This is a genomic window from Fusobacteria bacterium ZRK30, from assembly GCA_024628785.1.
Taxonomy (GTDB): Bacteria; Fusobacteriota; Fusobacteriia; order Fusobacteriales; family Fusobacteriaceae; genus Psychrilyobacter.
The window spans coordinates 1,107,621-1,131,433 of the sequence record CP102405.1 but is presented as its reverse complement, the minus strand read 5'-3'; the positions used below and the strand labels follow the sequence as shown (position 1 = coordinate 1,131,433).

Genomic DNA, 23,813 nt, shown 5'->3' with positions numbered 1-23,813 from the left:
AAGAAACTCTCAGAGTGCAATAAAAAAGAACTCCATGGAGTTCTTTTTTATTTATTCTTTATACTACTAAACTTAGAAGTGAAAGTCCCCCTATAGCCCATAAAACCGGAGAAACTTTATTATATTCCCCTGTTCCTACATGAACTACTATAAATGATAAAAATCCAAAACTAAGCCCGGTACTGATACTGTATGTAAGAGGCATCATGATAACTGTTGCAAATACTGGCAGCGCTGTTTTAAAATCATGGAGATTTAGTTCCTTCAGGTTTTTAAACATATAGATTCCAACAATAATAAGAGCCGGTGCTGTAGCATAAGCTGGTACAATCCCTACAATGGGTGTAAATAACAGTGAAAGTAAAAACAATATCCCGATGACAACTGAAGCTAACCCTGTTCTGGCTCCTGCTGCTATCCCTGCTGTAGTTTCTGATAATGTGGTAACGGTACTAGATCCTAATAGTGACCCTACTATTGTAGATGCTACATCTGTATGGATCATCCTACCCAGTGATAAGATATTCCCGTCTTCATCTTCCATCCCCATCTCCTTGGCACAGGCGATAAGAGTTCCCAATGAATCAAACAGGTCTACAAACATAAATGAAAATATAGGCCCGATCAATGCAAATTGTAAAGCTCCTAATATATCTAATTTAAATGCTATAGGTGCTATTGACGGCGGCATTGAGATTATCTGTGTAGGAAGTTCAACAACTCCTATCATCATCCCTAAAACAGTCGTAGTGATCATCCCAATCAACATTCCACCCTTTACATTTCTAAGCTCTAAGAGAGCTGATACCATGATTCCTATAACTCCTAAAACAACTGTAGGAGTAAATTTACCAAGTGATACAAATGTTGCCGGATTTGCTACGATAAGTCCCATACTTTTTAGTCCTATAAAAGCTATAAAAAGTCCGATTCCCGCTGTAGAAGCTATCTTCAGTTCCACAGGAATTGCCTGGGCTATCCTCTCTCTTATTCCTCCAATTGACATAACTAAAAAGAATAATCCCGATATAAATACAACTCCTAACGCTGTTTCCCAAGGTATTCCCTTTCCAATAACCAATGTATAGGTAAAAAATGCATTAAGTCCCATCCCTGGTGCTAATCCAAGTGGTGCATTTGCCCAAAATGCCGCTATCAAACTACCAATTGCAGCACTTAAACATGTAATAGTAATAAGAGCCCCTTTATCCATTCCTGTGTCTGACATTATAGAAGGATTTACAAATATAATATATGACATAGTCATAAACGTAGTAAGTCCCCCAATAACCTCTTGCTTTACCGAAGTTTCTCTCTCGGTCAATTTAAACATTCTTTCCAACATCCTGCTTCCCCCGTCCTTAAATTTTTTAATAGGTAGAATCCAATAATTTTATAGTTTCTTAAATAAAAAAGCAACGTGACGTTGCATCCAATCAAGCACAATCCAGGTTTTTATAATCTTTTATCTCAAAGTTCTTAATTTACATCGTAAATTTTTAGATACTTTGGTGATACTCTTTATCGAGTAGAGATCTTGGTGATGCCCTTAACGAGTATAATTTCCTGGATAATAAAAAAAGATTCTGTTTCCCTTTGTTTCAGGAAAACAGAACCTCTATATATATTAAAATATTAGGTATCTATCTTCTTATAGTCAGCTCTTTAAGGTAGCTGGTAGAAACTTTTCGCCATATCCGAAATTTATATAAGTTTTTTTATTTAGAAGATTATATCACTTTTTCCATAAAATTACAAAACATTTCATATATGTCGCTCTTTAAGAATTTAGGGGTATTATTGTTTCTAGATAACGCATCTACCTTATATTCATTCCAAGACCTAATTTCCCTTCTCTTATTATCAATGATTTATTGTGATTCAGTGCTATTAAATTATTCATTATTTAAACCTCTCTCTTTAAATTTTTGATGCCCCTGATAAATTCAATATTTTTACTGTTTTACTATAAAATATACTTTAATAAAATTATTTCAATTATTTATTTTAAGTCGGAACCACTATCATTTAATGTGTAGTTTATGTGTAACTTAGAATTTTCTAAAGTACAAATTTCTGACCTGATTTTTATACTCTTTAAATCTTTCTCTATTAATTCTCTAGGGGTAGTAAAGTTCTCCAACGGTTTAGAAAAAATAATATTACCTTTCCTATCTCTTATTTTTACTAGAACCTCATAGTAGTTATCAACATAATTAGGGATATTTTTAAAATATTTCCCTTCAAATGGAGAACAACTTTTTCTTGGAATATTATTTTCTATAGAATCATAGTATCCATATGGCATATTTAACTCTTCTATGTCTTCAATAGAAACCCAGCAAAGCTCTCCTCCATCACTATCAAATAAATAAGTAGGAATCGTTTTGGCTGAACATACAAATGGCAAAATAATTATATTTTTATTATCTATAGTGTATAACCAAGGTTCTCTGCTAGAATGAACTTCGATATTTATCCCACTTTCTTCTTGGAATTCTTCGATAAGTCTTTTTTCAAAAAAAATATCATTTTTTTCTAATTTTCCACCTAATAACTCAAATTCATTTCTTTGGTTTTTTCGTAATAATAATTTTTGGTTATATACCAAGATTCCTTTAACTGATATTAGAAATTTATTATTCATAAGCTTCCCCTTTTTTATTAGAATTTATTTTAAAATATATTTTATTGTAAAATAAAAATTTATACCTAATTGTCACAGTGCCGATTGATATTAAATTTTGTGATATATTTAAATAATATTTCTATCTGATAAATCATGACCTTTTCCTTTTGTCATAAAAAATAGCTTCCTTTAGTAATATTACTACCACAGGAAGCTGCTTCTTCATATTTTATTTACAGACTTTTTTGGCTAGTCCCGTAAAAAACTTCTTTTTTAAATTTTAGTTTACACAAAATTATGAGTCATCCCCTCTTCCAAAGTAATATAAATTATAGAAATATCCTTTTAATTCTAAAAGTTCTTTAAATCCTCCTGCTTCAACTAGTTTTCCGTGATTTAAAACTAAAATTTCATCGTATTGTTCCAATAATTTAGAGTTTAACTTATGAGTAATTGAAATTAAGGTAATCCCTCCCTTATTTAATAAAGCGTTTTCAATATAAAAACTAGAGTTATTATCTAAAGAAGAAGTTCCTTCATCAACAATAATAACATCATTATTTTTAATAAAAGATCTGGCAATTGCAATCCTTTGCTTTTGACCTCCACTAATATTATTTGAATTTTCCTTAACAAGGGTGTCCAGCCCATCTTCAAACTCATCAATAAAATCATTTATTCCACTTAGTTCAATTGCTTTTGATAACTCCTTCTCTGAATAATTTTTATCTAAAATAATATTATTTTTAATAGTATCATTAAATAAATATACATTTTGATGAATAACACTGACAATGTTGTTAATATCTTTTATCTTTAATTCTTTAGCTTCTTTATTGTCAAAAAATAAATTTCCCTGATAATTATCATAATATTGCAAAATTAATTTCATTAAGGTTGTTTTTCCACTCCCACTGGATCCTACAATTGCATATTTTTTATTTTTTTCAAAACAATAACTAATATTATCAAGTGCTGGTTTAGTGTCATAACTAAATGAAAAGTTTTTTAATTCTATTGAATTTCTAAGAGAATCTAATGTCTGCAGTCGTTTTTTTACCGGCTTAACAGTAGATAGTTTTTCAATCTCTTTAACTATTCCTATACCTGTTTTAGTCTCATTATAGTTTTGAAGAAGGTTCATCAAAGGAGTTGCTATTAAATTTGTTAATTGAGAGATAGCCATTATTTTCCCCATACTAATTGTGTTTGTATAATAAAGGTACGCCCCTATCATCCAAGGAATAGTGATAGTAAAAGAGGAAGAGAAACTAACAACTCCATCTACAAGATTTTTAATAAGTTCTACATTAAACCTGTTTTGTTCCACATCTTCATTTATTTTTTTAAAATCATCGCTTATCTTTTTGTCTACGTTAAATGACTTTAAAACCTCAAACCCCAGCAAAAAATTATTTATTTTACTAGAAAAAATATTCGAAGATTGGATATAACTTTGATTTTTTTTCTCAATCTTATTTCCGAAGCTAAAGGACAGCTTTATATTGATAAATATAAGGATCATAACTAATAAAAGAACCCTATAATCAATAGTTATAAGATAAATTGAAGAAGCTAGTATTAATATTACGCTATAGGCCAGATTATAGCTTGGGATAAACAGCCTATATTTTAGTTCATTTATATTATTTACTAAACTTGAGTTATACTCCCCTATATTCCTTTCGTTGAATTCAACAACATGTCTGTTTAAAATATTTTTGAAGATTCTATTTTTAACCAAAAGAAGGCTTTTAGATAGGTATTGGTGAAAAACTATATTTTTAACAACAAAAGTCGTCATTGAAAATAAGATTATCGATATGACTAAAATAAAAGAACCTATAATACTTGAACTATCTCTTTCTAATATGGAATCTGTCATCCTTTGAAATCCATAAGCAGATAGAGTTTGAAGAAATGCATGGATCGGCATAATAAAAACTAACAATGTCATTTTTTTCTTTTCTAAAAATAAATATTGTTTTAACATTTTTTACTTCCCCCATAATTCTTAATTGTTAGGATTCCAGAAGGAAATGTATCTAATTCTAATTTCCCTTTCCTGGCTTTATTATAAAACTCTTGACACAGTGTGTTAGAACCTACAATACTTTTATTTTTAATATATGGATTTAATCTGCACCCACCTAAGCACTCAGAATTTAAAGGACACTCACTACAAATTCCATTAAGATCATCGACACCATAGTTTCTTAACTTTTTAAAAAATTTTGAGTTATTATGATTTAGTTCTATTAAATTATTCATTATTTAGACCTCTCTCTTTAAATTTTTGATGTCCTTGATAAATTCAATTTTTTCTTCCTTTTTTCAGATCTATTTTTTCTACCTATAAGTAGATATCTATCTGGTGCATGAGTGAACCATTTTATAATTAAATTCGAATTCCTTCTAAGAATATTTACTATTAATAAACATGAAATAACAATACCTATTAAAAATGAACTATTAAATCCATTTTTTTCAATAATATATCCTAAAATAATTTGAATAAAAAAAGTTGCTATTGTTGCGAGACTACTGACTAGAGAAAAAATTGAAGCTTTATACTTTTGAGGTGCATAATTATTAATATATGTTGAATTCAAAATATAAGCTAATCCATTTCCAATCCAAAAAAAAATCAAAGCCGTATAAACGGTATTATATTTTGTGTATTATTTGATATTCTAAAAAAGATAAAAGATAAAGTCATGTTAAAAAATATAAAAAAACTATTTAACTTATTATAATCTAATAAGAGCTTTATGCCTTTTTCGTAGATTGAGTTTAAATGCAAAATAAAATTGTATAACAATCGATAAAAAAATTATAACAGTGACAATAGATTTAATACTATAATTGTCCATAGCAACTCCTATAACAGCTCCACTAACAGGTGTAAAAATACCTGTTACTGCATTATAAAAGACAAAAAACCTTCCTTTGATACTTTGTTCGACTCTTTCTTGTAGAAAAGACATCATAGGGATATTCATGAATGAAGTTAAAATTCCTATAACTATTATTCCTAAAATATAAAATATTTTTGCATAAGTTTCATTAAAACTCCAAAGATGACTTAGTATTATATAAAATGACCAGATTGTAGTAGTTTGAGCTAAAACTAATTCTGAGTAAAGTGATTTAAATTGAAATTTATTGCTTAACTTAAATATAATAAACGAACCTATAATAATACCAAGTAAAAAAGAAGTTTGAAAATAACCTATATATTCACTTCCCATTTTTAGAGTTTTATTGACAAAATAGACCAGAGAAACTCCTAACAAAGGGGCAAAAAGAAAATTAATTATAACAGAGAGAATCGTCAAGTCTTTTAAAACTTTATTTGTATTTAAAAATTTAGCAACTTCCTTATAACCTTTTTTCTTTTTATTTTCATTAATTTCAACTTTTTTTATAGGACGTACTTTTATAGTATATTCTAAAACCCCAGAAATTATAAATGTCAGCATATTAATGATTAATAAAACTTTAAATCCATAATGGACATAAACAAAAATACCTAGTAAAGGAGTTAAAACACCAATAGTATTTCTTCCTATACTCATAATGGAAGTAATTTTTTCCAAATTTTCTTTTCCTGTAATCCTTGTAAAAATAGTATTATTTGTTGAGTTAAAAAAAGAACTTGGAATGTTTTGTAAGAGAACTAACACTAAAATATTTGTAACTGTTACTTCTTTAACTAAGAGTAGATACCCTAAAATAACTAGTCCACTACAAATATCGGATGTAGCTAGTATGTTTTTTTGCCAATTAGGATGTTTATCAACAAAGCTTCCTGTAAAAAAAGAAAAAAGAAAAAAGGTTATCATAGATGTTCCTACAACTAATCCCATTTTAGTTCCTGACTCTGTAATATCTAAAATTAGTAGTGGGAACACTACCATTTCCATCATATTGCCTATAAGAGATACAAGTTGTCCAGCAAAATATATCACAAAATTAGAATCAGCCATTTTAGTTTTAACTACACCATCACCTTTATTTAGTTTATTCATATAACGCTCTCCAAAATATCTTTAATTATAAATTTTTCAGGAATACATGCTAATCCTATATTTTTTTTTCTAATAGGACACCCTCCAAGACATAATGGTAAAATATTACAAAGTTTACACTCCTTAGGAAGGACAAAGTCTTCTTTTTTTATAAAGTATTGAGAGTTAAAAGGTTCATTTAAAGAGACCTCTTCTCCACTACAAAATTGAATATTTAAATTAGGATCTAAAGCAATAGCTCTCTTAAATATAAATGAACAAGGATGTTTTATTCTTTTTGGTATCAACAATTTAAAACCTTTTTCTTGTATTTTTTTCTTGCAAATAAATTAAATTTAGAAAATTCTTCAAGACTAAGTTGAGTAAATTTATCTGTAGGGTTATATTTAAGCATATGTGAAATGTCTATTTTTATTTTATTTCTAGTTTTATCAAATTTAGTATAGATTAAATCAACTAATTTTTCAAACTCATCTATATTTTCACCACACAAATTTATTCTTATTTCTAGTTTTTTTATATAAAGAATAGTATTTTCAATATTTTTCATGATTATATCAAAATTTGGAGATTCAGATTTTCTTAGCATATTATGTGTCTGCTTTAATCCCTCAATTGTTATTTTTATTTTTTCAAATTCAATATTTTTTAACAATTTCTCATCTAAAAAATATCCATTTGTTGTTAAATATGCATGATATTTTAAATTATAAACTTTTGCCATTTTTTTTAAATTTAAATCTAAATAATAAATCATATCTTTTTTTAAAAGAGGTTCTCCTCCAAAATAATGAACATTAATTGTATTTATTTTGTGTACACTCAGAATTTTACGAAATGTTCCCAATATAGAATTCGCTTTATCAAAAGTAATTTCCTTAATTTTTTTTTCTTGATAACAATAGACACAAGAAAAATTACATTCTTCAGTTAACTGTATCGTAATTTCTAATGTTTCGATGTCTCGATTTATAAATTCTAGAGTTTCATTCAGCAATTCCTCAACTTCTTTTTCATTATTTTCAACTATAAAATCATGTTCTTTTAAATAAGCTATTTCTTCATCTTTAAATTTGTTATCCTTAGGTAACTCTACTATTCCACCATTTTTAGAATTAAATATATATTTTCCATTATGAAATGGAATATTAAAAATTGAATTTAACATTGCTTTCTCCTTTTTAATTTACTATAAAATTATTGAAATTATCTAAAAATTGTATTTCATTTTTATTTTAGAAATACAATTTTTAGATTTTTGAATATAAGAATTACAATTTAATTTAAACTAAATTTAACTTGCACCACCTGTATTTCCATTACAACAATTATGTCTAGCTTCCATTTCAAATGCTTCATTTTTAGGTATAACGATTATTTTCATTCAGTCCTCCTTTCTTTAAAAAAGTGATTTATAAATTATTTTACATATTGTAATTCTTATTATGATAGAATTATACTTTTAAATATAAAGAAATAAGAACTTTTTATCTAAAAACTTCAAAACTGAATTTTTTAACACGATTCTATTCAGTTTTTGCCATAAAATCAATTTTGTTCGAAAAAATCTGAAATCCATTATACAATATTGGTATCATTCGGGAGGTTATTATGGAAAATAAAATATTTCAAATAGCTAAAATATATAAAATAACTTTAAAAGAACTGGGATGTAAAGGAATTAGTTCTACTTATCTCACCAAAATAAAAAAAGGGCATAATTCTTTTAAAGAAAAACATATCCCTTTACTGGTTGATTCTTTCAATAGAGTTTTCCAAGAAAGAGGAATAAATAAAGTCATTACTATAGATGAGATATCTGATTTTGTATTTTTAACTCCCCGGCAGGAGTTGGAAAAATTAGTCGATGACAGTATTATAAATAAAAGTATCTATTCCAAAGAAAAACAAGAAGAGATAGAGTTATTTGAAGGAGAAAGCGAAGTTCACAGCTGCAAATACCGTTATATCACAGCAAAATATGAACAAAAAACAGGTGAAAAAGAAGAAGCTTTAAAGATCTATTATGATCTTTTAAATAATTTCTCCTGCCCTGCTCTTTTCTACTCTGTTTTAATTGAAATCATCAGATTAGAAAAAATTGAACTTACTATGATATCTACCTGAGATATCATAAAAAAATCGATACAGCTCCATATAAAACAAAGGCTCTCCTCGCTTATAATACCGGAGTAAACCTTTTGAGAACTAAAAAATATAGGAGAGCTGTTACCTGTTTTGAAATTGTTACTAATATGCAGGAGATTACAAAACACTACTACCATTCTTATAATAATCTGGGGATTTGCTATCAAAACTTAGGAAAATATGAAAAAGCCATTGAATATTTCAAAAAAAGGGTGAGTGATCCTACAAATTATAAGGAACTAGAAATATGCTATGTCAATATTCTTTCCTGTGCCAGAGACATGAAATATGAAACCCTTATGATAAATACTTTAAAAAAATTAGAAACTGTTTTAACCCACCTCCAAGGGGAGACTTTCTATCAAACTTATTGGAATATAGGGTTAGTTTATTTATGTTTGGGAGAAAAAACAAAAGCTGCAGAAGCATTTGAAAAAGAGATTAGTTTTAAAATAAGTTTACCCAATACTTCTTTTAGTTTTGAAAAACATCTAGAAAGTATTAAGCACCTGGTTGTTCTCTATGGGAAAAGACCTCTAAAACAGGAAAAGCTCATAAAACATATTAAACAAATTGAATTAAAATATTTAAGTTCAGAATTTATTATTTATATATTAAAATATTATCTTAATAATAATATGGAATACGAAGCATTTCTTTTAATTAAAAATATTGATCTATAAAAAAAAGGAGACACTTTAATTGAAGCAACAAGGGGAGATACTGGAATTAGGATTAGCTATAACAGCATTAAAAAGAGGATATAATTTAAAATTAGTAATTCCAGATACTTTTAGTAAAGATAAAATTAACACTTTAAAAGAATATGGAGCTGATGTTATTTTGTCAGATCATTCAAAAATAAATAACTCTCATTTTATTTTGACAAAAAAATCCGTTATCTTATCTGAAATAGAAATTTTAAAAAATTCAAAAAAATTAAATTTTGAAAATATAGATAATTCATTAGTATTAAATAATATTTTTATTAAAGAGGGAGAGTATCTACTAAGACATAAAAATAAAGAAATTATGAGAATAAAAATTTAGGAGGAGAATTATTATTATGACAGGAAAATTTTTTTATAAGAGTCCATTTTTACTAAGTTACGAAACAGAAATCTTAAAAATACTAGAAGAAGGAATTATTTTAAAAGATACAATAGCTTATCCAGAAGGAGGAGGGCAAGTAGGAGATATTGGTAAAATAATCAAGTTAAATGATAATAAGGAAATTAATTTTTTTGATACTAAGAAATTAAAAGGCAGAAAAATAAAAATAAATGATTTCCCAAATATAGAAGTTGAAAATGAAATTTTGCACTATGTAGATAACGTAAAAAATAATAATTTTTTTAAAGTAGGAGATCGGGTAAAGATAGAGGTGGATAAGCAAAGAAGAGCTATGGCTACTTTAAATCACACGGGAATTCATTTAGTCTTAATGGCTTTAAATGAAATTAGAAAAGAAGATTTGTCCCTTAGGATTTACGGAGCAAAGATTTCAGAAAAATCAGCGCGATTAGATTTTAAATTAGATGAAAAATTTACTCAGGAAGAACTAAAAAAAGTTTATGAAAAGGTGATGAAATTGGCAAATGAAAATAAAGAAATAAAATTATATTCACATTCAGAAGAAAAAGAAGCCATATATTGGGAATGTAATGGTTATGTAATGCCATGTGGTGGAACACATTTTTTAAATACAGGGATTATTAAAGATTTTAAATTAAAAAGAAGAACTTTAGGCTCTGAAGCAGAGAGAGTTATTGCAACATTTGAACCTTCTAAAGATTTTGGGAAGTTTTATTATGACTAAAACACTTACTTTAACAAAAGAAGGAAATGTTAAATATTTACTTTTAATAATTATAGCAATTTGTTTTTTAGCAACAGGCGGGATTTTTGTAAAATTAAGCACTGTTCCACCTGTAATGACAGGGTTTTATAGAGTTTTATTTTCTCTTCCTATTTTATTTCCTGTTGTAAAAAAAAATTTAAGCAAAATTGATAAAAAAGATTTTATTTTGATTTTACTGGCAGGAGTATTTTTAGCATGTGATTTAATTTTATGGAATATATCCTTTCATTTAACAACAGTAGCAAATAGTAATTTATTAGCTAATTTAGTACCTTTTACTATAGTTCCAATTTCTTATTTTATATTTAAAGAAAAGATTCCTAAATTATTTTTTTTAGGATTAGGAATTGTTTTAATGGGAGTAATTTTATTAATGTACGGAAAAATTAATCCTAATACAGAAAATTATAAAGGTGATCTTTTAGCTTTTTTAACATCAATCTTTTATGCTTTATTTTTGTTAACGGTTTATAAAGTAAGAAAAAGAGTTAAATCATTAGATATAATGTTTATAAGCGGTTTGAGTAGTTGTTTAGTTTTATTGATAGCCGGATTAACTATGGAAAAAATCAAAATACCTTTAACATTTACTGATTTTTACCCATTAATAGGTCTAGCTTTCGTTTCACAAATTGGAGGACAAGGGTTATTAAGTTATTGCTTAGGAAAGGTTTCAGTGACACTTTCATCTGTTTTAATTTTATCTCAGCCAGTTATAGGAGCGATATATTCTTTCATTATATTTAACGAAAGACTCTCATCTCTTGAAATTTTAGGTGTCTTTATAACTCTTATAGGTATTTTTATATCAAAAAAAGGATATAATTAAAAAAAATAGTTAAGTAAGACCATCATCATTTAAATAATCTAATTAAAACAAAGGAGGTTTTATCTGTGAATAGAAAATCATTAGTTTGCATTGGATTTTTAATGCTTTTTACCTTAGTTTTGTGTAATGAATACGACGGTCATGGGAGAGGAAATAAAAAAATACCGATTAACATACATAAAATTTAAAACTATACTTGAGCTAAAGTAAAAAAAGAACCCTTAAACTATAATATATGGTTTAAGGGTTCTTTTTTTATTATTAAATATAACTCAAACCCCTATATACCTTAGGAAAGTTTTTTCTCTTTATGGTATAATGATTTTAAAATCAATACAAAATATTTTGCCATAGGCAGGAGGTAAAGTTATGAAAATATTAGTAACTGGAGGAGCCGGATACATAGGTTCCCACACAGTAATCGAATTATTAAAAGAAAACTATGAGGTAGTTATTGCAGACAATTTTTCCAACAGTAATCCAAAGGTATTAGATAGGATAAAAGAGATCTCAGGGAAGGAATTTAAATTTTACGAGATCGACCTGTTAGACAAAGATAATTTAAATAAAATATTTATAGAGAATAAAATAGATGCTGTAATTCATTTTGCAGGGTATAAAGCAGTAGGAGAATCGGTAGCAAAACCTATCGAATACTACCATAACAACCTGACAACTACATTTATTCTATGTGAAGTAATGAAAAACCATGGTGTTAAAAAGATCGTCTTCAGTTCTTCTGCAACTGTATATGGATTAAACAACACATCACCACTATTAGAAACTATGCCTCTAAGTGCTACAAACCCATATGGCAGCACAAAACTTATGATAGAGCAGATCTTAAATGACCTGTATATCTCTGATGATCAGTGGGGAATTGCCCTTCTGAGATATTTCAATCCTATCGGTGCCCATGAAAGCGGGAGGATCGGGGAAAATCCAAATGGTATTCCAAACAACTTAATGCCATATATCACCCAGGTAGCTGTAGGAAAAAGGGAGAAATTAAGTGTCTTTGGATCTGACTACGACACCCATGACGGAACTGGAGTCCGGGATTATATCCATGTGGTTGATCTGGCTATTGGTCATATCAGAGCACTGGAAAGGTTCAAAGATAAAACCGGTGTAGAAGCATATAACTTAGGAACTGGAGATGGGATCAGCGTTCTGGACCTGGTAAATACATTTATGAAAGTAAACAATGTAAAGATTCCATATGAATTAGTAGAAAGAAGAGCTGGAGATGTGGCTACTTGTTATGCTAACTCTGAAAAAGCTTTAAAGGAATTAAACTGGAAAACTGAAAAAACTTTAGAAGATATGTGCAGAGATTCATGGAAATGGCAATCTAATAACCCAGAGGGATACTAAGATGAAAATATTTGTTATGTCAGACATACATGGTTCAATTTACTACCTGGAAAAAGCATTGGAATGTTTTAAGAGAGAGGCGGCAGATTACATCCTCATATTAGGAGATATCCTTTATCATGGACCACGTAATCCCCTTCCTACAGATTACAACCCAAAGTTAGTTGCTGAAAAATTGAATCTCTATAAGAATAAGATCATAGCTACGAGGGGAAACTGTGACAGCGAAGTAGACCAGATGCTTTTAGAGTTTCCTGTTATGAGTGATTTCACTAATTTATTTTTAGGAAATAAACGTATCTTTGCTACCCACGGTCACCTCTTTACCGAGGAAAAACTTCCCATAGGTGAGGGTGATATTCTGATCTCCGGCCACACCCACCTGCCATTGGCAGAAAAAAAAGATATCTTTATATTTAACCCGGGATCTATAACCCTTCCAAAGGGTGGAAATTCCAATTCATATGGAATCCTAACTTCCTCCTCTTGGGAAATTAAAGATCTAGATGGTCAAACCTTTAAATCTATTGAATATTAAAAAAGGCAACGTGATGCTGCATCCTAAATATTAAAAAAATCCCTTAAAATAGTAGATTACTATTTTGGGATTTTTTTAATTATTATCGTCTTCATCTTCATTTTTAGTTTCAATACTGTCGGTATATTTTCTATCCTTTAAGATATAGTATACCAAGGTCAATATCAATTTAGCACTATCATCTGTTATTCTTTTTAATATCCCGTGTTTTCCAGTAGCGACCAGATGAAGTTTGTATCCTGATTCCAAAATTTTAAGAACATATTTATCATCTTCCTCATAGGGCGTAAATACCAAAAGTGCTGCCAAATAAAATATTATAATAGCCAATACTACTAACAACAGCGTAATATACATCATCACAATCACCTCCTATATTCTATATTATATATATACTATATTATTTCTGTTTTTCCTATAAATACTGATAATTATTTCTGAATTATTCCTATAACGGAACCGTTATTGTATTTTATTCGTACAGCTTCCTGCTCTATTATATTACTCATACAGAGAGAACTGGACCTGGGAATATCAGCTCTGTCCAACGGATAGGTAAACCCTTTTAATGTCAATGAATCTATTGGAGTAAGAGGAATAAAGGAGATAGTTTTACCTCTTTGACCACAAATTTCCATATCTTTTTTCACCCAGAAGATTATCTCATTCTCATCTGCATATGTAATATTCTGATACTTTTCCAAGAGGTTCAAGTTGGTTAAAAAATGGTCTGTTCGCCCTCCTAATCCTCCCAGGATTAAAACATCTTTATATTCAGCCGTTACTTTCTCTAAGATCAATTCACCATCTGTAAAATTTTTGGATACAGAGAATTTTTCAAATTTCACTTCTAATTTTTTATAATGGGATATCACCTCTTCTGTGATAGAATCCAGATCTCCCAATATAAGTTTTGGAATCACTCCTAAGTTATAAGCATGATTTGCTCCGCCATCTGCACAATATATATCATACTCATTGTATTTTATATTTTTATAATAGTCTGCCTTTAAATTAACTCTTCCACTTAAAAATATTATCGCCTTTTTTTTCATACTATTCTCCCCTGTCTCTTGTGGTATTTACCTCTATAAATACAGGTAAATGATCTGAGATTACTTTTCTTATCTCCCTGTAATTGTTGTCTGTAAAATCTAATACTCCGTTTCTCCCTGTATACCATCCTTCCATAAATTCATAGGGATAAAAGATATGATCATAACTAGATACCAAACCATTTTTTCCTATGGTTGTCTTTTGATTAGGAGGTATTGCATCGACAATCATATCACTATGCTTTAAAAAACCAGAAAAAGCACCATCATAGGAAGGGATATTAAAATCTCCCCCGATTATAACTATATTCTCTTCACTATTCTTATCATACTCTTCTTTAAACCAATCATATACATCGACCATCTGTATAGCTTCCAACTGCCTCTCGATTTTTTTCTTTCCAAATATCGAATGTACCAAAACATAGGTAAATTTAAAGTCTCCCATTTGAAATTTAGCACCATATGGTTCCCTCATAAAGTACTTACCCCTCTCTTCTTCTGGATAAAATTTACCTTTTTTCAGGAGTTTCACTTTGTCTGTTCTATAGATATATGCAAAATATTCCCTGTATTTCTTGCTGCCCACTGCATAGGGAGAGATATGATATCTCCACTCTATCCCTGTCTGGGCTTTCAGTTCATTTGTCAGTTTTTTTACTTCGTCTTTTTTCATGACTTCTTGAATACCTGTCAGATCAAAGGAAGATATGATACTGGCTATCCCCTCTATCTTTTCCTGTTTGTGATCATTTTTCCATCCCAGGTGAAGGGTATTAAAACTGGCAATATATGCTGTTGATCCAAAGGCAAGTATAGTAGTAATCATAAATATTACTATTAATTTTAATATTCTTTTCATAGTTACTCCCTCTCTCTATAAAATTATTATTTAATTTCATTTGAGTTAAAAAAAACCTAGAAAATTAAAATTTTCTAGGTTTAAAGGTCTCTTACTTAGCTCTTTCTACGTATTTACCTGTTCTTGTATCTATTCTGATTAATTCATCCATCTCAATAAATAATGGAACCATTAATTCATATCCAGTTTCAATTGTAGCAGCTTTAAGTGCTTTTCCTGTAGTATCACCTTTTAATCCAGGCTCTGTATAAGTAACTCTGAATACCATGTGGTTTTCTAATTCTACTCCTACTGGTCTTCCTTCATAGAATAAGATATCAATGATAACTTCTTCCTTTAAGTAGTTTACAGCACCATCTAAATCTTCTTTTTGTAATCCGATTTGCTCAAATGTCTCCTGGTTCATGAAGTTATATTCTCCACCATCTTCATATAAAAATTGCATAGATTGCTTATCTAACATGATGTCATTCATCATATCAGATGCCTTTACTGTAGTTTCATTGATTCTTCCACTAATAAGATCCTTTACTTTAAATGTGATTTCTGGTGCTCTTTGTCTCTTTCCAGATGTTGATTGGAATCTTTCTGCCTTTAATATTAAAAATGGTACTCCATTTTCTTCAAATGTACTTCCTGCTCTTAATTTATCTGCTGATTTCATCTTTATTCCTCCATATTATTTTCTCTTTTTCCCTGACAGCCGATCTTTTCAGATCAACATTTTTAATTAATTATACAATAATTCAGAAGAATCTTCAAGAAAAATAAGGGTTATTTATGCCTTTCATGAAAACTTATCAGGTCGTATATATCCTTTTTCATATAGGGACTTCCTACCTTGTTTCGAACTTTTTTCCACAATTCTCTGAATTTTTCATAGTTCATCCTTTTTATCATTACAACCGATTCCTTCAAATATTTTATATCTGCCTTGGTCATCCCCATCCCGTGGAGGAGAGTTTTTTTGATCTTATAATAATTTTCACTGTCTAATTCCAAACTATTATAATAAAATCCCAAAAATTCATCGGATAAATTCTTTTCCTGATAGATAACTCTTCTGACCTCAGTAGCTATATAGTCAATACTTAACTCTTTTTTTATCTGTCCCCTGTCTTCACCTTCAAAACTAAAGAAAGGTAAAAACACTTGGTACATATGATAACTTCTCATGGATTTAGTAAAGGCATACATCTTCTTTAAGAGGGGATGTAATTTTTCATCCGACCTGACCAGTCCTTTATTTATTGCATATGTACTCCCTAAATGAGGATAAAGTGTGATTGTAAAATCTTCTGAATGAACAAAATTAATTATATGTTCATCGTATTTATTATTTTTTTTGAATTTCTTAATAAATTTTCTTGCTCTGGTCAACTCCTCATAGATCATATCTTCATTGAAGAAATCATCTATAAAAACTTTAGGACTCATTACCAGTTCATTTTTTTGTTCCTCTTTTTTAGCAAAGAAGGGCAGTAGAGGTTTATTGGCTGTTGTAAATATACTTTCCAATCTTTTCTCTGCATCTTCATCTAATTCCAGTTTAAACTCTAATTTAGAGATTTTTTTTATACTCTCTTTGTCTTTGATATAGTTATTTTTTTTCAAAAGTTTTAAAAGATAACTATAGTAATAAGTTTTTACCCTTTTATACAGGACTTCATTATTTTTTAGAGACGAACACTTTCTCTCTGCTATAGAATCAAACTCTAAAAAATCCTCTAAGCTTAATATCCCGACTTTATTGATTCCAACAGCATTCCATGTATAAACCTTTGGGATTCCAAGCTCTTCCAGGTCGGAGATCAAGGCAACATATTGGGCTATTCCTCCTCCCAGAGAGTGCCCGGTCAGAGCTATACTCTCGTGTTGTACCTTTAAAATTTTCTTATAGAACTCCACTCCCTGTTCTAATTGTTTTGGTTTTTTATCCACACCTAGCAGAAGATCGGTTTCTATAAAATCCTTATATGCTTCTCCAAAGGAACTGAGTTCTGTTCCCCTATAGGAAATAACTATCTGTTTATTTTTTTCAAAAGCTATAGCATAAAAGCCTGTTTTTTCTGTTCCCTGTTTATAGGTATCGTCCATTATACCTATAACTTTCCATTCACATAAAAAAGTATGAAATGTCCTTTCAAATATCTCGCTTCCTCCATAAGACCAGACCTCATTGGGGAAAGAAAGCAGTCTTTTTTTAGATTCACTGTTCAAAAACAATATTTCCTCCAAAGAAAATCCTATGTCTTCCTCTTTAAAATCACCATATGAAAGACCACTGAGAACTAAATAATCTAATTCTGTTATCATAATTTTACCACCTTAAAATATCAATCTCAATAAAATATAGGTAACAAATGTCCCTAAGATACTCCCTGCCATAACCTCTTTAGGAGAGTGAATTCGGCCTTCGATCCTAGACTGAGCCACTAAAAGTGCTATTCCAAAAGTTAGTATTGTTACCACTATATTTTCTGTAGCATAAGATACTCCTACCCAGAGTCCAAAAGCTACTGCTGAATGTCCGCTGGGCATTCCTCCATGTAACAACTTCCCTTTTTTATAGTAAGATTTAATTATAAAAACTCCAATTACCACTATAAATATTATAAGTAAAACAGTGTCCACATAAGAAGATTTCAACAATCTAAAGACCTCAAAAGTATCTTTTTTTAATTTTTCACTAAAAATTATATAACCTATCACCAGAGCATTGAGAGATACTACAAGTACCGCTCCAGCTGCTACATCTTTGGCTTTTTTAGCCAGTGGGTGATACCTTGTTGTACTGATATCCACAGCGGCTTCTATAGCAGTATTCATAAGTTCTGCAAAGAATACCAGAGATATAGCAAAAGAAAGACTTTTCAGATCAGATCCTGTTACGCCAAAAATAAGACTCAGTATAATCACTAAAATTCCGGCAAATATATGAACCCTCATATTTCGTTCAGTTTTTATAGCCGTAACTATTCCCTCCAGGGCATAATTTATGCTTTCACTAAACTTACCATTTTTAGTTATTTTTTTTGTCATAAAACCACCTCAAACCGCCTACAGCGAAACTTATAATCGATAACTTAAAAAGCTACAAAGTAAACCTCAGATCTATTTCGCCAACTATTCAGCCTTTTAATCTTAAAATAAAAACTTTTAATTCATTATATCTCTATATGGGATAATTTCCTTTTTCTTATTGGTTTTAATCACTGCCATTAGGGCTCAGCCATAAAATCCTATTTAGATTCCCATAACTTTTTTAGTCTAGAAATATTTAAAATAACTTTAAATATCTCTGCTATATCCGTGTTTCTTTAGGATCTCTTCCTCTTTCTTTCTCATTATTTTTTTATCCTCATCCTCTATATGATCATAACCTAACAGGTGTAAGATCCCGTGTGTCAATACATAGTAAAACTCTCTTTTAAAACTATGGTTATAGTCACTGGCCTGCTCCTCTACTCTCTCTAAAGATATTACTATATCACCCAGGGTCAAATAAGGCCCTAATTGAAAATCATCTTCATTGTCTAGATAGGCAAACGAGATCACATCTGTAGGCTGATCTTTATCCCTGTAATCTCTGTTTACAGCTTGTATATTTTCATTGTTAGTCAGTAAAAGTGACATATAGACATCTCTTTCGTTGCTATACTCATCCTCTATAACAGTTTTTATATAATCTTCTACAGTCTCTAAATCTATAAATTCATCATATCCCTCTATTCCCTTAGTTAATTCAACAGTTATTTCCATTTTTCCTCCTGCAATTTTATTCTTTTATTTTTTCCTATATCAGTTAATTATTTTTGTCCCGGATATTTTATCCTTACATGATGGATACTCATAAGTATCTTTGTAAAACTTTGAATTATAATTTCAATCTCTTTAAATGTAAGGTCTGCATCTGAAAGCTGCTGCTCCTCGATCTTTGACCCTATAATTTTTCTCAGCATCTTTTCTATTGTCACCGGCGTTTTTTCATCCAATGATCTTACTGCTGCCTCGATGGAATCTGCCAGCATTATTACTGCCGATTCCTTACTCCTAGGTTTAGGTCCGCTATACCTGAAGTCACTTTCCTCTAAATGAGGATTATTTTGTTTTGCTTTATTATAAAAGTAAGCCAGTAACGTTGTCCCCTGATGCTCATACATAATATCCCTTATTTCCTTTGGCAGATTATATTCCCTTCCCATCTCGTCACCGTCTCTAGTGTGAGATGTGATTATAAGGGTACTCAAAGTAGGACTCAGATTATTATGCGGATTTACTCCATCAGCCTGATTTTCCACATAAAACTGCGGCCTTTTCATCTTTCCTATATCATGGTAATAAGATGCAACTCTAGCCAGTACATGGTTACCGCCTATAGCTTCTGTAGCCTGCTCTGAGAGGGTCGCTACCATCATAGAATGATGGAATGTCCCGGGAGCATTTACCGATAGCCGTCTGAGCAGTGGCTGGGACAGGTCTCCTAATTCCAGCAGTTTTATATCTGTCAAAATATTAAATGTCCTCTCAAAATATGGGAGGAGAGCTATAGTTAACATCCCTGTAAAAGCTCCCGACAAAAATAATACCCCACTCTTAATCAGACTGTCTATGAACTCCATATTCATACCAACTGCTATAGTCAACACTATAAACACCTTTGTCATCCCTATATATATCCCTGTATTGATAATATTTGTTCTATTTTTTATTTTTGTTATCAGATATAACGAAACTATCAAACTGAATATTTCTATAACCAGATATTCTATACTAAATCCATTTAATGGAATACCATAGAGGATCAAAAATCCACCTATAATCAAACTGGTTTTTACATTTATCAGGATTCCCAACAGGATAAATACTGTTTCTATAGGGAGAATATATTTCCAGTTGGGATCTATAACCCTGAAAGATATTATTCCTACAGCAATAGATAGCATTATAGCACTATAATAACTTTTTTTTCTTATTTCATTGAACAGAAACTTCGTACAAATATTTTTAAATACTATGGATAATATAAACAGATAGATAAGTGTTCCCATAAACTTTATTACCTTACTGGTTTTCCCATACAGTCCTGCATTTTTTAATATGATTACCTTACTCTCTGAAACTGCCTCACCTTTTTTTAAAATTACCGACCCGGCATTTATACGGACCGAAACATTTTTTACCTGGTCTATCTTTTCGTTGAGTAATTCTTCCGTTTTTTCACTGTCTAAGATATAGTTAGGTTTGATAAAAATTTTCATAAAATTTTCTTCATAAGAATCCAATTCCTCAATTTTCTCAAATAAACTATTGAGCCTCAATAGATTTCCGTCTTTTTTAACTCCCTGCTTATATAGGATCTTTATATCGTTTAAATATTTATCCCTCAGGTCATCTAATTCCTTATCTGATTTTTCAAATAAATATGTAAAAAGTTCAGATGAAATTTCGATATTAAAACTATTTTTTATATTCTGATAAGCTAATTCGGATTCTACTTTTTTTTCTTTTTTTATTTGTTCAAAAAAAACTTTTACCCTCTGAATAGTAGCTTCTTCTACACTTCCTACACTTATATATTCCTTTCTGGAATTTTCTATTATTTCAGAGATTATCCTTTCCTTTGCAGCTGTATCATTATAAATTATATCTGTAGGAGCGACTATATCCCTTATGGCTACGTCTCCTAATTTTAAATAACCGTTAAATAAATATGTATTCGCACTGACTACAGTCAGAACCAAGATTAGGATAAGATATACTACTTTCTCATTGACTACTTCCTTTGCAGAATATTCAAGATCTTTAATCTCTTTTTTCATTTTTTCTTTTTTTTCAAACCCAATTGTCAACCTTCTACCAAAAAGTTCAATCTTCTTCATAATTTTTCCTCCAATACCATTCCTATATGATATTATCTTTGTTTTTTATATGAATATTTCTTGTTGGAATTGAATCTATAAATAGACTCCCATATCGTTTTCTTATAATTCTATTGTCTAAAATTGTTATTACACCTCTATCATCGCAGCTCCTGATAAGCCTCCCGATTCCCTGTTTAAATTTAATTATTGATTCAGGTATCTGGTATTCCATAAAGGCATTTTTCCCCTCATCATTTAAATTTTCTATGATGGCTTCTACCACAGGATCACTGGGTACTTTAAATGGCAGTTTAACTATGATTACAGAGCTTAGCTTATCTCCCTTCACGTCTACCCCTTCCCAAAATGATGCTGTCCCAAAGAGTACAGGTTTAGTACTTTTTTTATACATATCCACCAATTGATTCCTCGGTGCCTGCCCCTGGATAAACAATTCATACCCTTCATCTTCTAGTCTGTCTTTCAACATAAAGTATAGGTAATTTAATGTAGAATATGAGGTAAACAATAAAAATGTGTTCCCCTTTGTCCTCTTTATAAGTTTTTCTACAAAATCTTTTATCCCGTCTAAAAACCCACGATCTGTAGGAGATGGAAGATCCCTTGGAATATATACCTTCATCTGTCTGTCATAATCAAAGGGTGAATCGATTATCTTTTCCAAGACCTCCTCATGAAGTCCTATAGATTTTTTAAAATATTTAAAACTGCCGTTAATTGCTATCGTTGCAGAGGTAAACACCATATGTTCCAAGTTAGAATATAGATTCTCATCCAATTCATCACTTATTTTTAAAGGTGTCGCTACAAATTTTACATTACTCTTTTTTTGGTTCAGAGATATCCAATAGATAAAGTTTTTATCATCCATCTCTTTTATGAAATTATAGTTGGAAAAATATGTTTCCAGCCTCTCGGTATATTTTGTGAAATCACTTATTATTCCTGTTTCATCGTCGATATCCTTTATTACCCGGGTTAAACTCTTCAGTCTTCTCATATAGGCATTGTAGGTCAGAAGCATCTCTTCTTCCAGCTCCTTCAATGTTTCCCAGTGTTCCCAGTGTTTTAACTCTTCCTTTCTCAGACGAAGACTGATATTCCCCTGGGACTGTCCTGCAAAGGCTTCTATAACCTTTAGATAGTATTCATTTCCACGGTTAGACAGATCTATATGCCGGGATATCAACTCTTCTATGATCTCCTTTTTTATAGAATCATACCCCTTATATTTTATGTTTCTCAAATAATTCAAAAGACCTGTATACTTGCTGGAATCTTTTTTCTTTCCTATGTGATGGATGTTGTTCATCGTCTTATTAAATGAATATTTAGACGCCTCATAAGAAAAATAATCCCTGGCAACATTCTCTATATTATGGGCTTCATCAAATACTACCAAATCATAGTCCGGGAATATTGAATAATCTGTATTGAATCCCACTTCCTTTCGTATGGATAAATCAGCAAAAAACATATGGTGATTGGTGATCAACACATCGGCCTTTTTCTTTTCCTCCCTGGATTTTAAAAAGAAGCAGCTCTCCTTAAAAGCACACTTACTCCCTGCACATATATCCGTTTCGCTCATAAACTGTTCCCAAACTATATAATCTACCTCAAAGGGGAGTTCGCCCTTATCACCGGCTTCAGTGGATTTAAACCACTTCAATATATAGCTTACCTGATCTTTTTGAGAACTACTCATCTCATCGATCTCTGAACTTCCTCCAATCCCTATATTAGCCGCCTTTCTATTACACAGGTAGTTTCCCCTGCCCTTAACCAAAACATAGGTAAATTTCTGTGGCAGCAGTTTTTTAACTATGGGGATATCTTTGTGGAGGAGCTGTTCCTGTAAATTTATAGTATTTGTTGTAATAATTACTTTTTTCTCATTTTTTACAGCCCACTCTATACTGGGTATTAGATAAGCGAGGGTTTTTCCAGTTCCTGTCCCTGCTTCTACTACAACCTTAGTTTTATTATTGAGTCCCTCCTCAATATGTTTAGCCATATGAAATTGTTCTTTCCTATACTCAAATCCCTTAAATATTCCTGCTAAAAGACCTTTCTCCTCAAAGTAGGGCCCTATATCTATCTTTTGAATCTCTGTTTTATTTATCTCTACCATGACATAGATGTCATCTACACTATTATTTACAATATATGAAGCTCCATCTTTTTGATCAGAATACATAGAAGCCACAGCTACATCTGCATCAGATGGATATAGATATCCCGAAGGATGGTTATGGATTATTACTTCCTTTTTTTTCATCCTCTTGAGAAGAGCCGGGACCGATCCTTTGTTTCCTCTGGCAATCACCTCTATCTCATCTACTATTCCTTCATTATTTGGAATACCACGAAAAAACACCTCATTTCCATGGGCGTTCTCAATTTCTTCTTTCATCTTTTCTATTATATCTTCTGAAATTTTTTCTAATATCATTATTTATTCACCTTCTATTCTCCTATTATACCACAAAATAAAAGAAACGTGATGTTTCATCCAGTTATGCAGAATACGACATTTTTTTAACTTTATTTTTATAAAAATTTTAGAATTTTTCGTATACTAAAAAAGAGGCAACG

General features: G+C 30.3%; 23 protein-coding genes and 1 riboswitch. Of the genes, 7 read left to right on the top strand and 16 right to left on the bottom strand.

Translation table 11 applies throughout. The features are described 5' to 3' along the window. Positions 1–58: 58 nt before the first annotated feature. The 7 genes from NRK67_10530 to NRK67_10500 all read right to left on the bottom strand — a co-directional run bounded on the left by NRK67_10530 (position 59) and on the right by NRK67_10500 (position 7,828). On the bottom strand, positions 59–1,345 hold the full coding sequence (locus NRK67_10530) for an NCS2 family permease (GenBank protein ID UUV19837.1): 1,287 nt from the start codon (positions 1,343–1,345) through the stop codon (positions 59–61). Between the two features lie 289 nt (positions 1,346–1,634). Then, a riboswitch (purine riboswitch) is annotated at positions 1,635–1,732 on the bottom strand. Positions 1,733–2,002: 270 nt separating this feature from the next. After that, positions 2,003–2,647, bottom strand: coding sequence for a hypothetical protein (locus tag NRK67_10525; protein ID UUV19836.1), 645 nt, complete (start codon positions 2,645–2,647; stop codon positions 2,003–2,005). 277 nt (positions 2,648–2,924) lie between these two features. Next, positions 2,925–4,622: an ABC transporter ATP-binding protein/permease gene (locus NRK67_10520; protein ID UUV19835.1), complete on the bottom strand. Its 1,698-nt coding sequence runs from the start codon at positions 4,620–4,622 to the stop codon at positions 2,925–2,927. Continuing rightward, positions 4,616–4,900 (bottom strand): hypothetical protein, encoded by a 285-nt coding sequence (locus NRK67_10515; GenBank protein ID UUV19834.1) that lies wholly within the window; start codon positions 4,898–4,900, stop codon positions 4,616–4,618. The genes NRK67_10520 and NRK67_10515 overlap by 7 nt, the downstream gene beginning before the upstream one ends. A 479-nt stretch (positions 4,901–5,379) precedes the next feature. Continuing rightward, the gene (locus NRK67_10510; protein ID UUV19833.1) at positions 5,380–6,660 is read right to left on the bottom strand and encodes an MFS transporter; all 1,281 of its coding nucleotides are present in this window, start codon (positions 6,658–6,660) and stop codon (positions 5,380–5,382) included. Next, entirely contained in the window at positions 6,657–6,950 is a 294-nt protein-coding gene (locus tag NRK67_10505) for an SPASM domain-containing protein (protein ID UUV19832.1), read from the bottom strand. Before NRK67_10505 ends, NRK67_10510 begins: the two co-directional genes overlap by 4 nt. After that, positions 6,944–7,828 (bottom strand): radical SAM protein, encoded by an 885-nt coding sequence (locus NRK67_10500; GenBank protein UUV19831.1) that lies wholly within the window; start codon positions 7,826–7,828, stop codon positions 6,944–6,946. Before NRK67_10500 ends, NRK67_10505 begins: the two co-directional genes overlap by 7 nt. 443 nt (positions 7,829–8,271) lie before the next feature. Here NRK67_10500 and NRK67_10495 point away from each other — a divergent pair, with 443 nt between their 5' ends. The 7 genes from NRK67_10495 (at position 8,272) to yfcE (ending at position 13,413) form a co-directional block, all read left to right on the top strand. After that, on the top strand, positions 8,272–8,787 hold the full coding sequence (locus tag NRK67_10495; GenBank protein UUV19830.1) for a hypothetical protein: 516 nt from the start codon (positions 8,272–8,274) through the stop codon (positions 8,785–8,787). Between the two features lie 74 nt (positions 8,788–8,861). After that, complete coding sequence (locus tag NRK67_10490) at positions 8,862–9,491, top strand: tetratricopeptide repeat protein (GenBank protein ID UUV19829.1); 630 nt, start codon at positions 8,862–8,864, stop codon at positions 9,489–9,491. Positions 9,492–9,510: 19 nt separating this feature from the next. After that, complete coding sequence (locus tag NRK67_10485; protein ID UUV19828.1) at positions 9,511–9,858, top strand: hypothetical protein; 348 nt, start codon at positions 9,511–9,513, stop codon at positions 9,856–9,858. A gap of 16 nt (positions 9,859–9,874) precedes the next feature. Next, positions 9,875–10,627 carry a hypothetical protein gene (locus NRK67_10480; GenBank protein ID UUV19827.1) on the top strand — a complete coding sequence of 251 codons (753 nt, stop codon included), beginning with the start codon at positions 9,875–9,877 and terminating at the stop codon, positions 10,625–10,627. After that, entirely contained in the window at positions 10,620–11,498 is an 879-nt protein-coding gene (locus tag NRK67_10475; protein UUV19826.1) for a DMT family transporter, read from the top strand. The genes NRK67_10480 and NRK67_10475 overlap by 8 nt, the downstream gene beginning before the upstream one ends. Before the next feature lie 369 nt (positions 11,499–11,867). Continuing rightward, positions 11,868–12,875 carry a UDP-glucose 4-epimerase GalE gene (gene galE, locus NRK67_10470; protein UUV19825.1) on the top strand — a complete coding sequence of 336 codons (1,008 nt, stop codon included), beginning with the start codon at positions 11,868–11,870 and terminating at the stop codon, positions 12,873–12,875. Between the two features lies 1 nt (position 12,876). Further along, positions 12,877–13,413, top strand: a complete 537-nt coding sequence (gene yfcE, locus NRK67_10465; protein UUV19824.1) for a phosphodiesterase — start codon at positions 12,877–12,879, stop codon at positions 13,411–13,413. A 75-nt stretch (positions 13,414–13,488) separates the two neighbouring features. Here the strand turns inward: yfcE and NRK67_10460 are convergent, their stop codons facing one another. The 9 genes from NRK67_10460 to NRK67_10420 all read right to left on the bottom strand — a co-directional run bounded on the left by NRK67_10460 (position 13,489) and on the right by NRK67_10420 (position 23,670). Next, a complete protein-coding gene (locus NRK67_10460; protein ID UUV19823.1) occupies positions 13,489–13,776 on the bottom strand; it encodes a hypothetical protein in 288 nt (95 codons plus the stop codon). 68 nt (positions 13,777–13,844) lie between these two features. After that, on the bottom strand, positions 13,845–14,468 hold the full coding sequence (locus NRK67_10455) for a thiamine diphosphokinase (protein UUV19822.1): 624 nt from the start codon (positions 14,466–14,468) through the stop codon (positions 13,845–13,847). Between the two features lies 1 nt (position 14,469). Next, positions 14,470–15,330, bottom strand: coding sequence for an endonuclease/exonuclease/phosphatase family protein (locus NRK67_10450; protein ID UUV19821.1), 861 nt, complete (start codon positions 15,328–15,330; stop codon positions 14,470–14,472). A 91-nt stretch (positions 15,331–15,421) separates the two neighbouring features. Beyond that, complete coding sequence (gene efp / locus NRK67_10445; GenBank protein UUV19820.1) at positions 15,422–15,994, bottom strand: elongation factor P; 573 nt, start codon at positions 15,992–15,994, stop codon at positions 15,422–15,424. A 110-nt stretch (positions 15,995–16,104) separates the two neighbouring features. Further along, positions 16,105–17,646, bottom strand: a complete 1,542-nt coding sequence (locus NRK67_10440; GenBank protein ID UUV19819.1) for a DUF2974 domain-containing protein — start codon at positions 17,644–17,646, stop codon at positions 16,105–16,107. A 12-nt stretch (positions 17,647–17,658) separates the two neighbouring features. Continuing rightward, positions 17,659–18,372 carry a diacylglycerol kinase gene (locus tag NRK67_10435; GenBank protein UUV19818.1) on the bottom strand — a complete coding sequence of 238 codons (714 nt, stop codon included), beginning with the start codon at positions 18,370–18,372 and terminating at the stop codon, positions 17,659–17,661. A 249-nt stretch (positions 18,373–18,621) separates the two neighbouring features. Further along, on the bottom strand, positions 18,622–19,092 hold the full coding sequence (ybeY, locus tag NRK67_10430; protein ID UUV19817.1) for an rRNA maturation RNase YbeY: 471 nt from the start codon (positions 19,090–19,092) through the stop codon (positions 18,622–18,624). Between the two features lie 47 nt (positions 19,093–19,139). After that, positions 19,140–21,212: an HDIG domain-containing protein gene (locus tag NRK67_10425; GenBank protein UUV19816.1), complete on the bottom strand. Its 2,073-nt coding sequence runs from the start codon at positions 21,210–21,212 to the stop codon at positions 19,140–19,142. A gap of 22 nt (positions 21,213–21,234) precedes the next feature. Then, positions 21,235–23,670 (bottom strand): DEAD/DEAH box helicase, encoded by a 2,436-nt coding sequence (locus NRK67_10420; GenBank protein UUV19815.1) that lies wholly within the window; start codon positions 23,668–23,670, stop codon positions 21,235–21,237. Positions 23,671–23,813 lie beyond the last annotated feature (143 nt).

Excerpts from the sequence above, each read along its gene's own strand:
- NRK67_10530 (UUV19837.1), bottom strand. The coding sequence starts at position 1,345 with ATGTTGGAAAGAATGTTTAAATTGACCGAGAGAGAAACTTCGGTAAAG.
- NRK67_10525 (UUV19836.1), bottom strand. The coding sequence starts at position 2,647 with ATGAATAATAAATTTCTAATATCAGTTAAAGGAATCTTGGTATATAAC.
- NRK67_10520 (UUV19835.1), bottom strand. The coding sequence starts at position 4,622 with ATGTTAAAACAATATTTATTTTTAGAAAAGAAAAAAATGACATTGTTA.
- NRK67_10515 (UUV19834.1), bottom strand. The coding sequence starts at position 4,900 with ATGAATAATTTAATAGAACTAAATCATAATAACTCAAAATTTTTTAAA.
- NRK67_10510 (UUV19833.1), bottom strand. The coding sequence starts at position 6,660 with ATGAATAAACTAAATAAAGGTGATGGTGTAGTTAAAACTAAAATGGCT.
- NRK67_10500 (UUV19831.1), bottom strand. The coding sequence starts at position 7,828 with ATGTTAAATTCAATTTTTAATATTCCATTTCATAATGGAAAATATATA.
- NRK67_10495 (UUV19830.1), top strand. The coding sequence starts at position 8,272 with ATGGAAAATAAAATATTTCAAATAGCTAAAATATATAAAATAACTTTA.
- NRK67_10480 (UUV19827.1), top strand. The coding sequence starts at position 9,875 with ATGACAGGAAAATTTTTTTATAAGAGTCCATTTTTACTAAGTTACGAA.
- NRK67_10475 (UUV19826.1), top strand. The coding sequence starts at position 10,620 with ATGACTAAAACACTTACTTTAACAAAAGAAGGAAATGTTAAATATTTA.
- galE (UUV19825.1), top strand. The coding sequence starts at position 11,868 with ATGAAAATATTAGTAACTGGAGGAGCCGGATACATAGGTTCCCACACA.
- yfcE (UUV19824.1), top strand. The coding sequence starts at position 12,877 with ATGAAAATATTTGTTATGTCAGACATACATGGTTCAATTTACTACCTG.
- NRK67_10455 (UUV19822.1), bottom strand. The coding sequence starts at position 14,468 with ATGAAAAAAAAGGCGATAATATTTTTAAGTGGAAGAGTTAATTTAAAG.
- NRK67_10450 (UUV19821.1), bottom strand. The coding sequence starts at position 15,330 with ATGAAAAGAATATTAAAATTAATAGTAATATTTATGATTACTACTATA.
- efp (UUV19820.1), bottom strand. The coding sequence starts at position 15,994 with ATGAAATCAGCAGATAAATTAAGAGCAGGAAGTACATTTGAAGAAAAT.
- NRK67_10440 (UUV19819.1), bottom strand. The coding sequence starts at position 17,646 with ATGATAACAGAATTAGATTATTTAGTTCTCAGTGGTCTTTCATATGGT.
- NRK67_10435 (UUV19818.1), bottom strand. The coding sequence starts at position 18,372 with ATGACAAAAAAAATAACTAAAAATGGTAAGTTTAGTGAAAGCATAAAT.
- ybeY (UUV19817.1), bottom strand. The coding sequence starts at position 19,092 with ATGGAAATAACTGTTGAATTAACTAAGGGAATAGAGGGATATGATGAA.
- NRK67_10425 (UUV19816.1), bottom strand. The coding sequence starts at position 21,212 with ATGAAGAAGATTGAACTTTTTGGTAGAAGGTTGACAATTGGGTTTGAA.
- NRK67_10420 (UUV19815.1), bottom strand. The coding sequence starts at position 23,670 with ATGATATTAGAAAAAATTTCAGAAGATATAATAGAAAAGATGAAAGAA.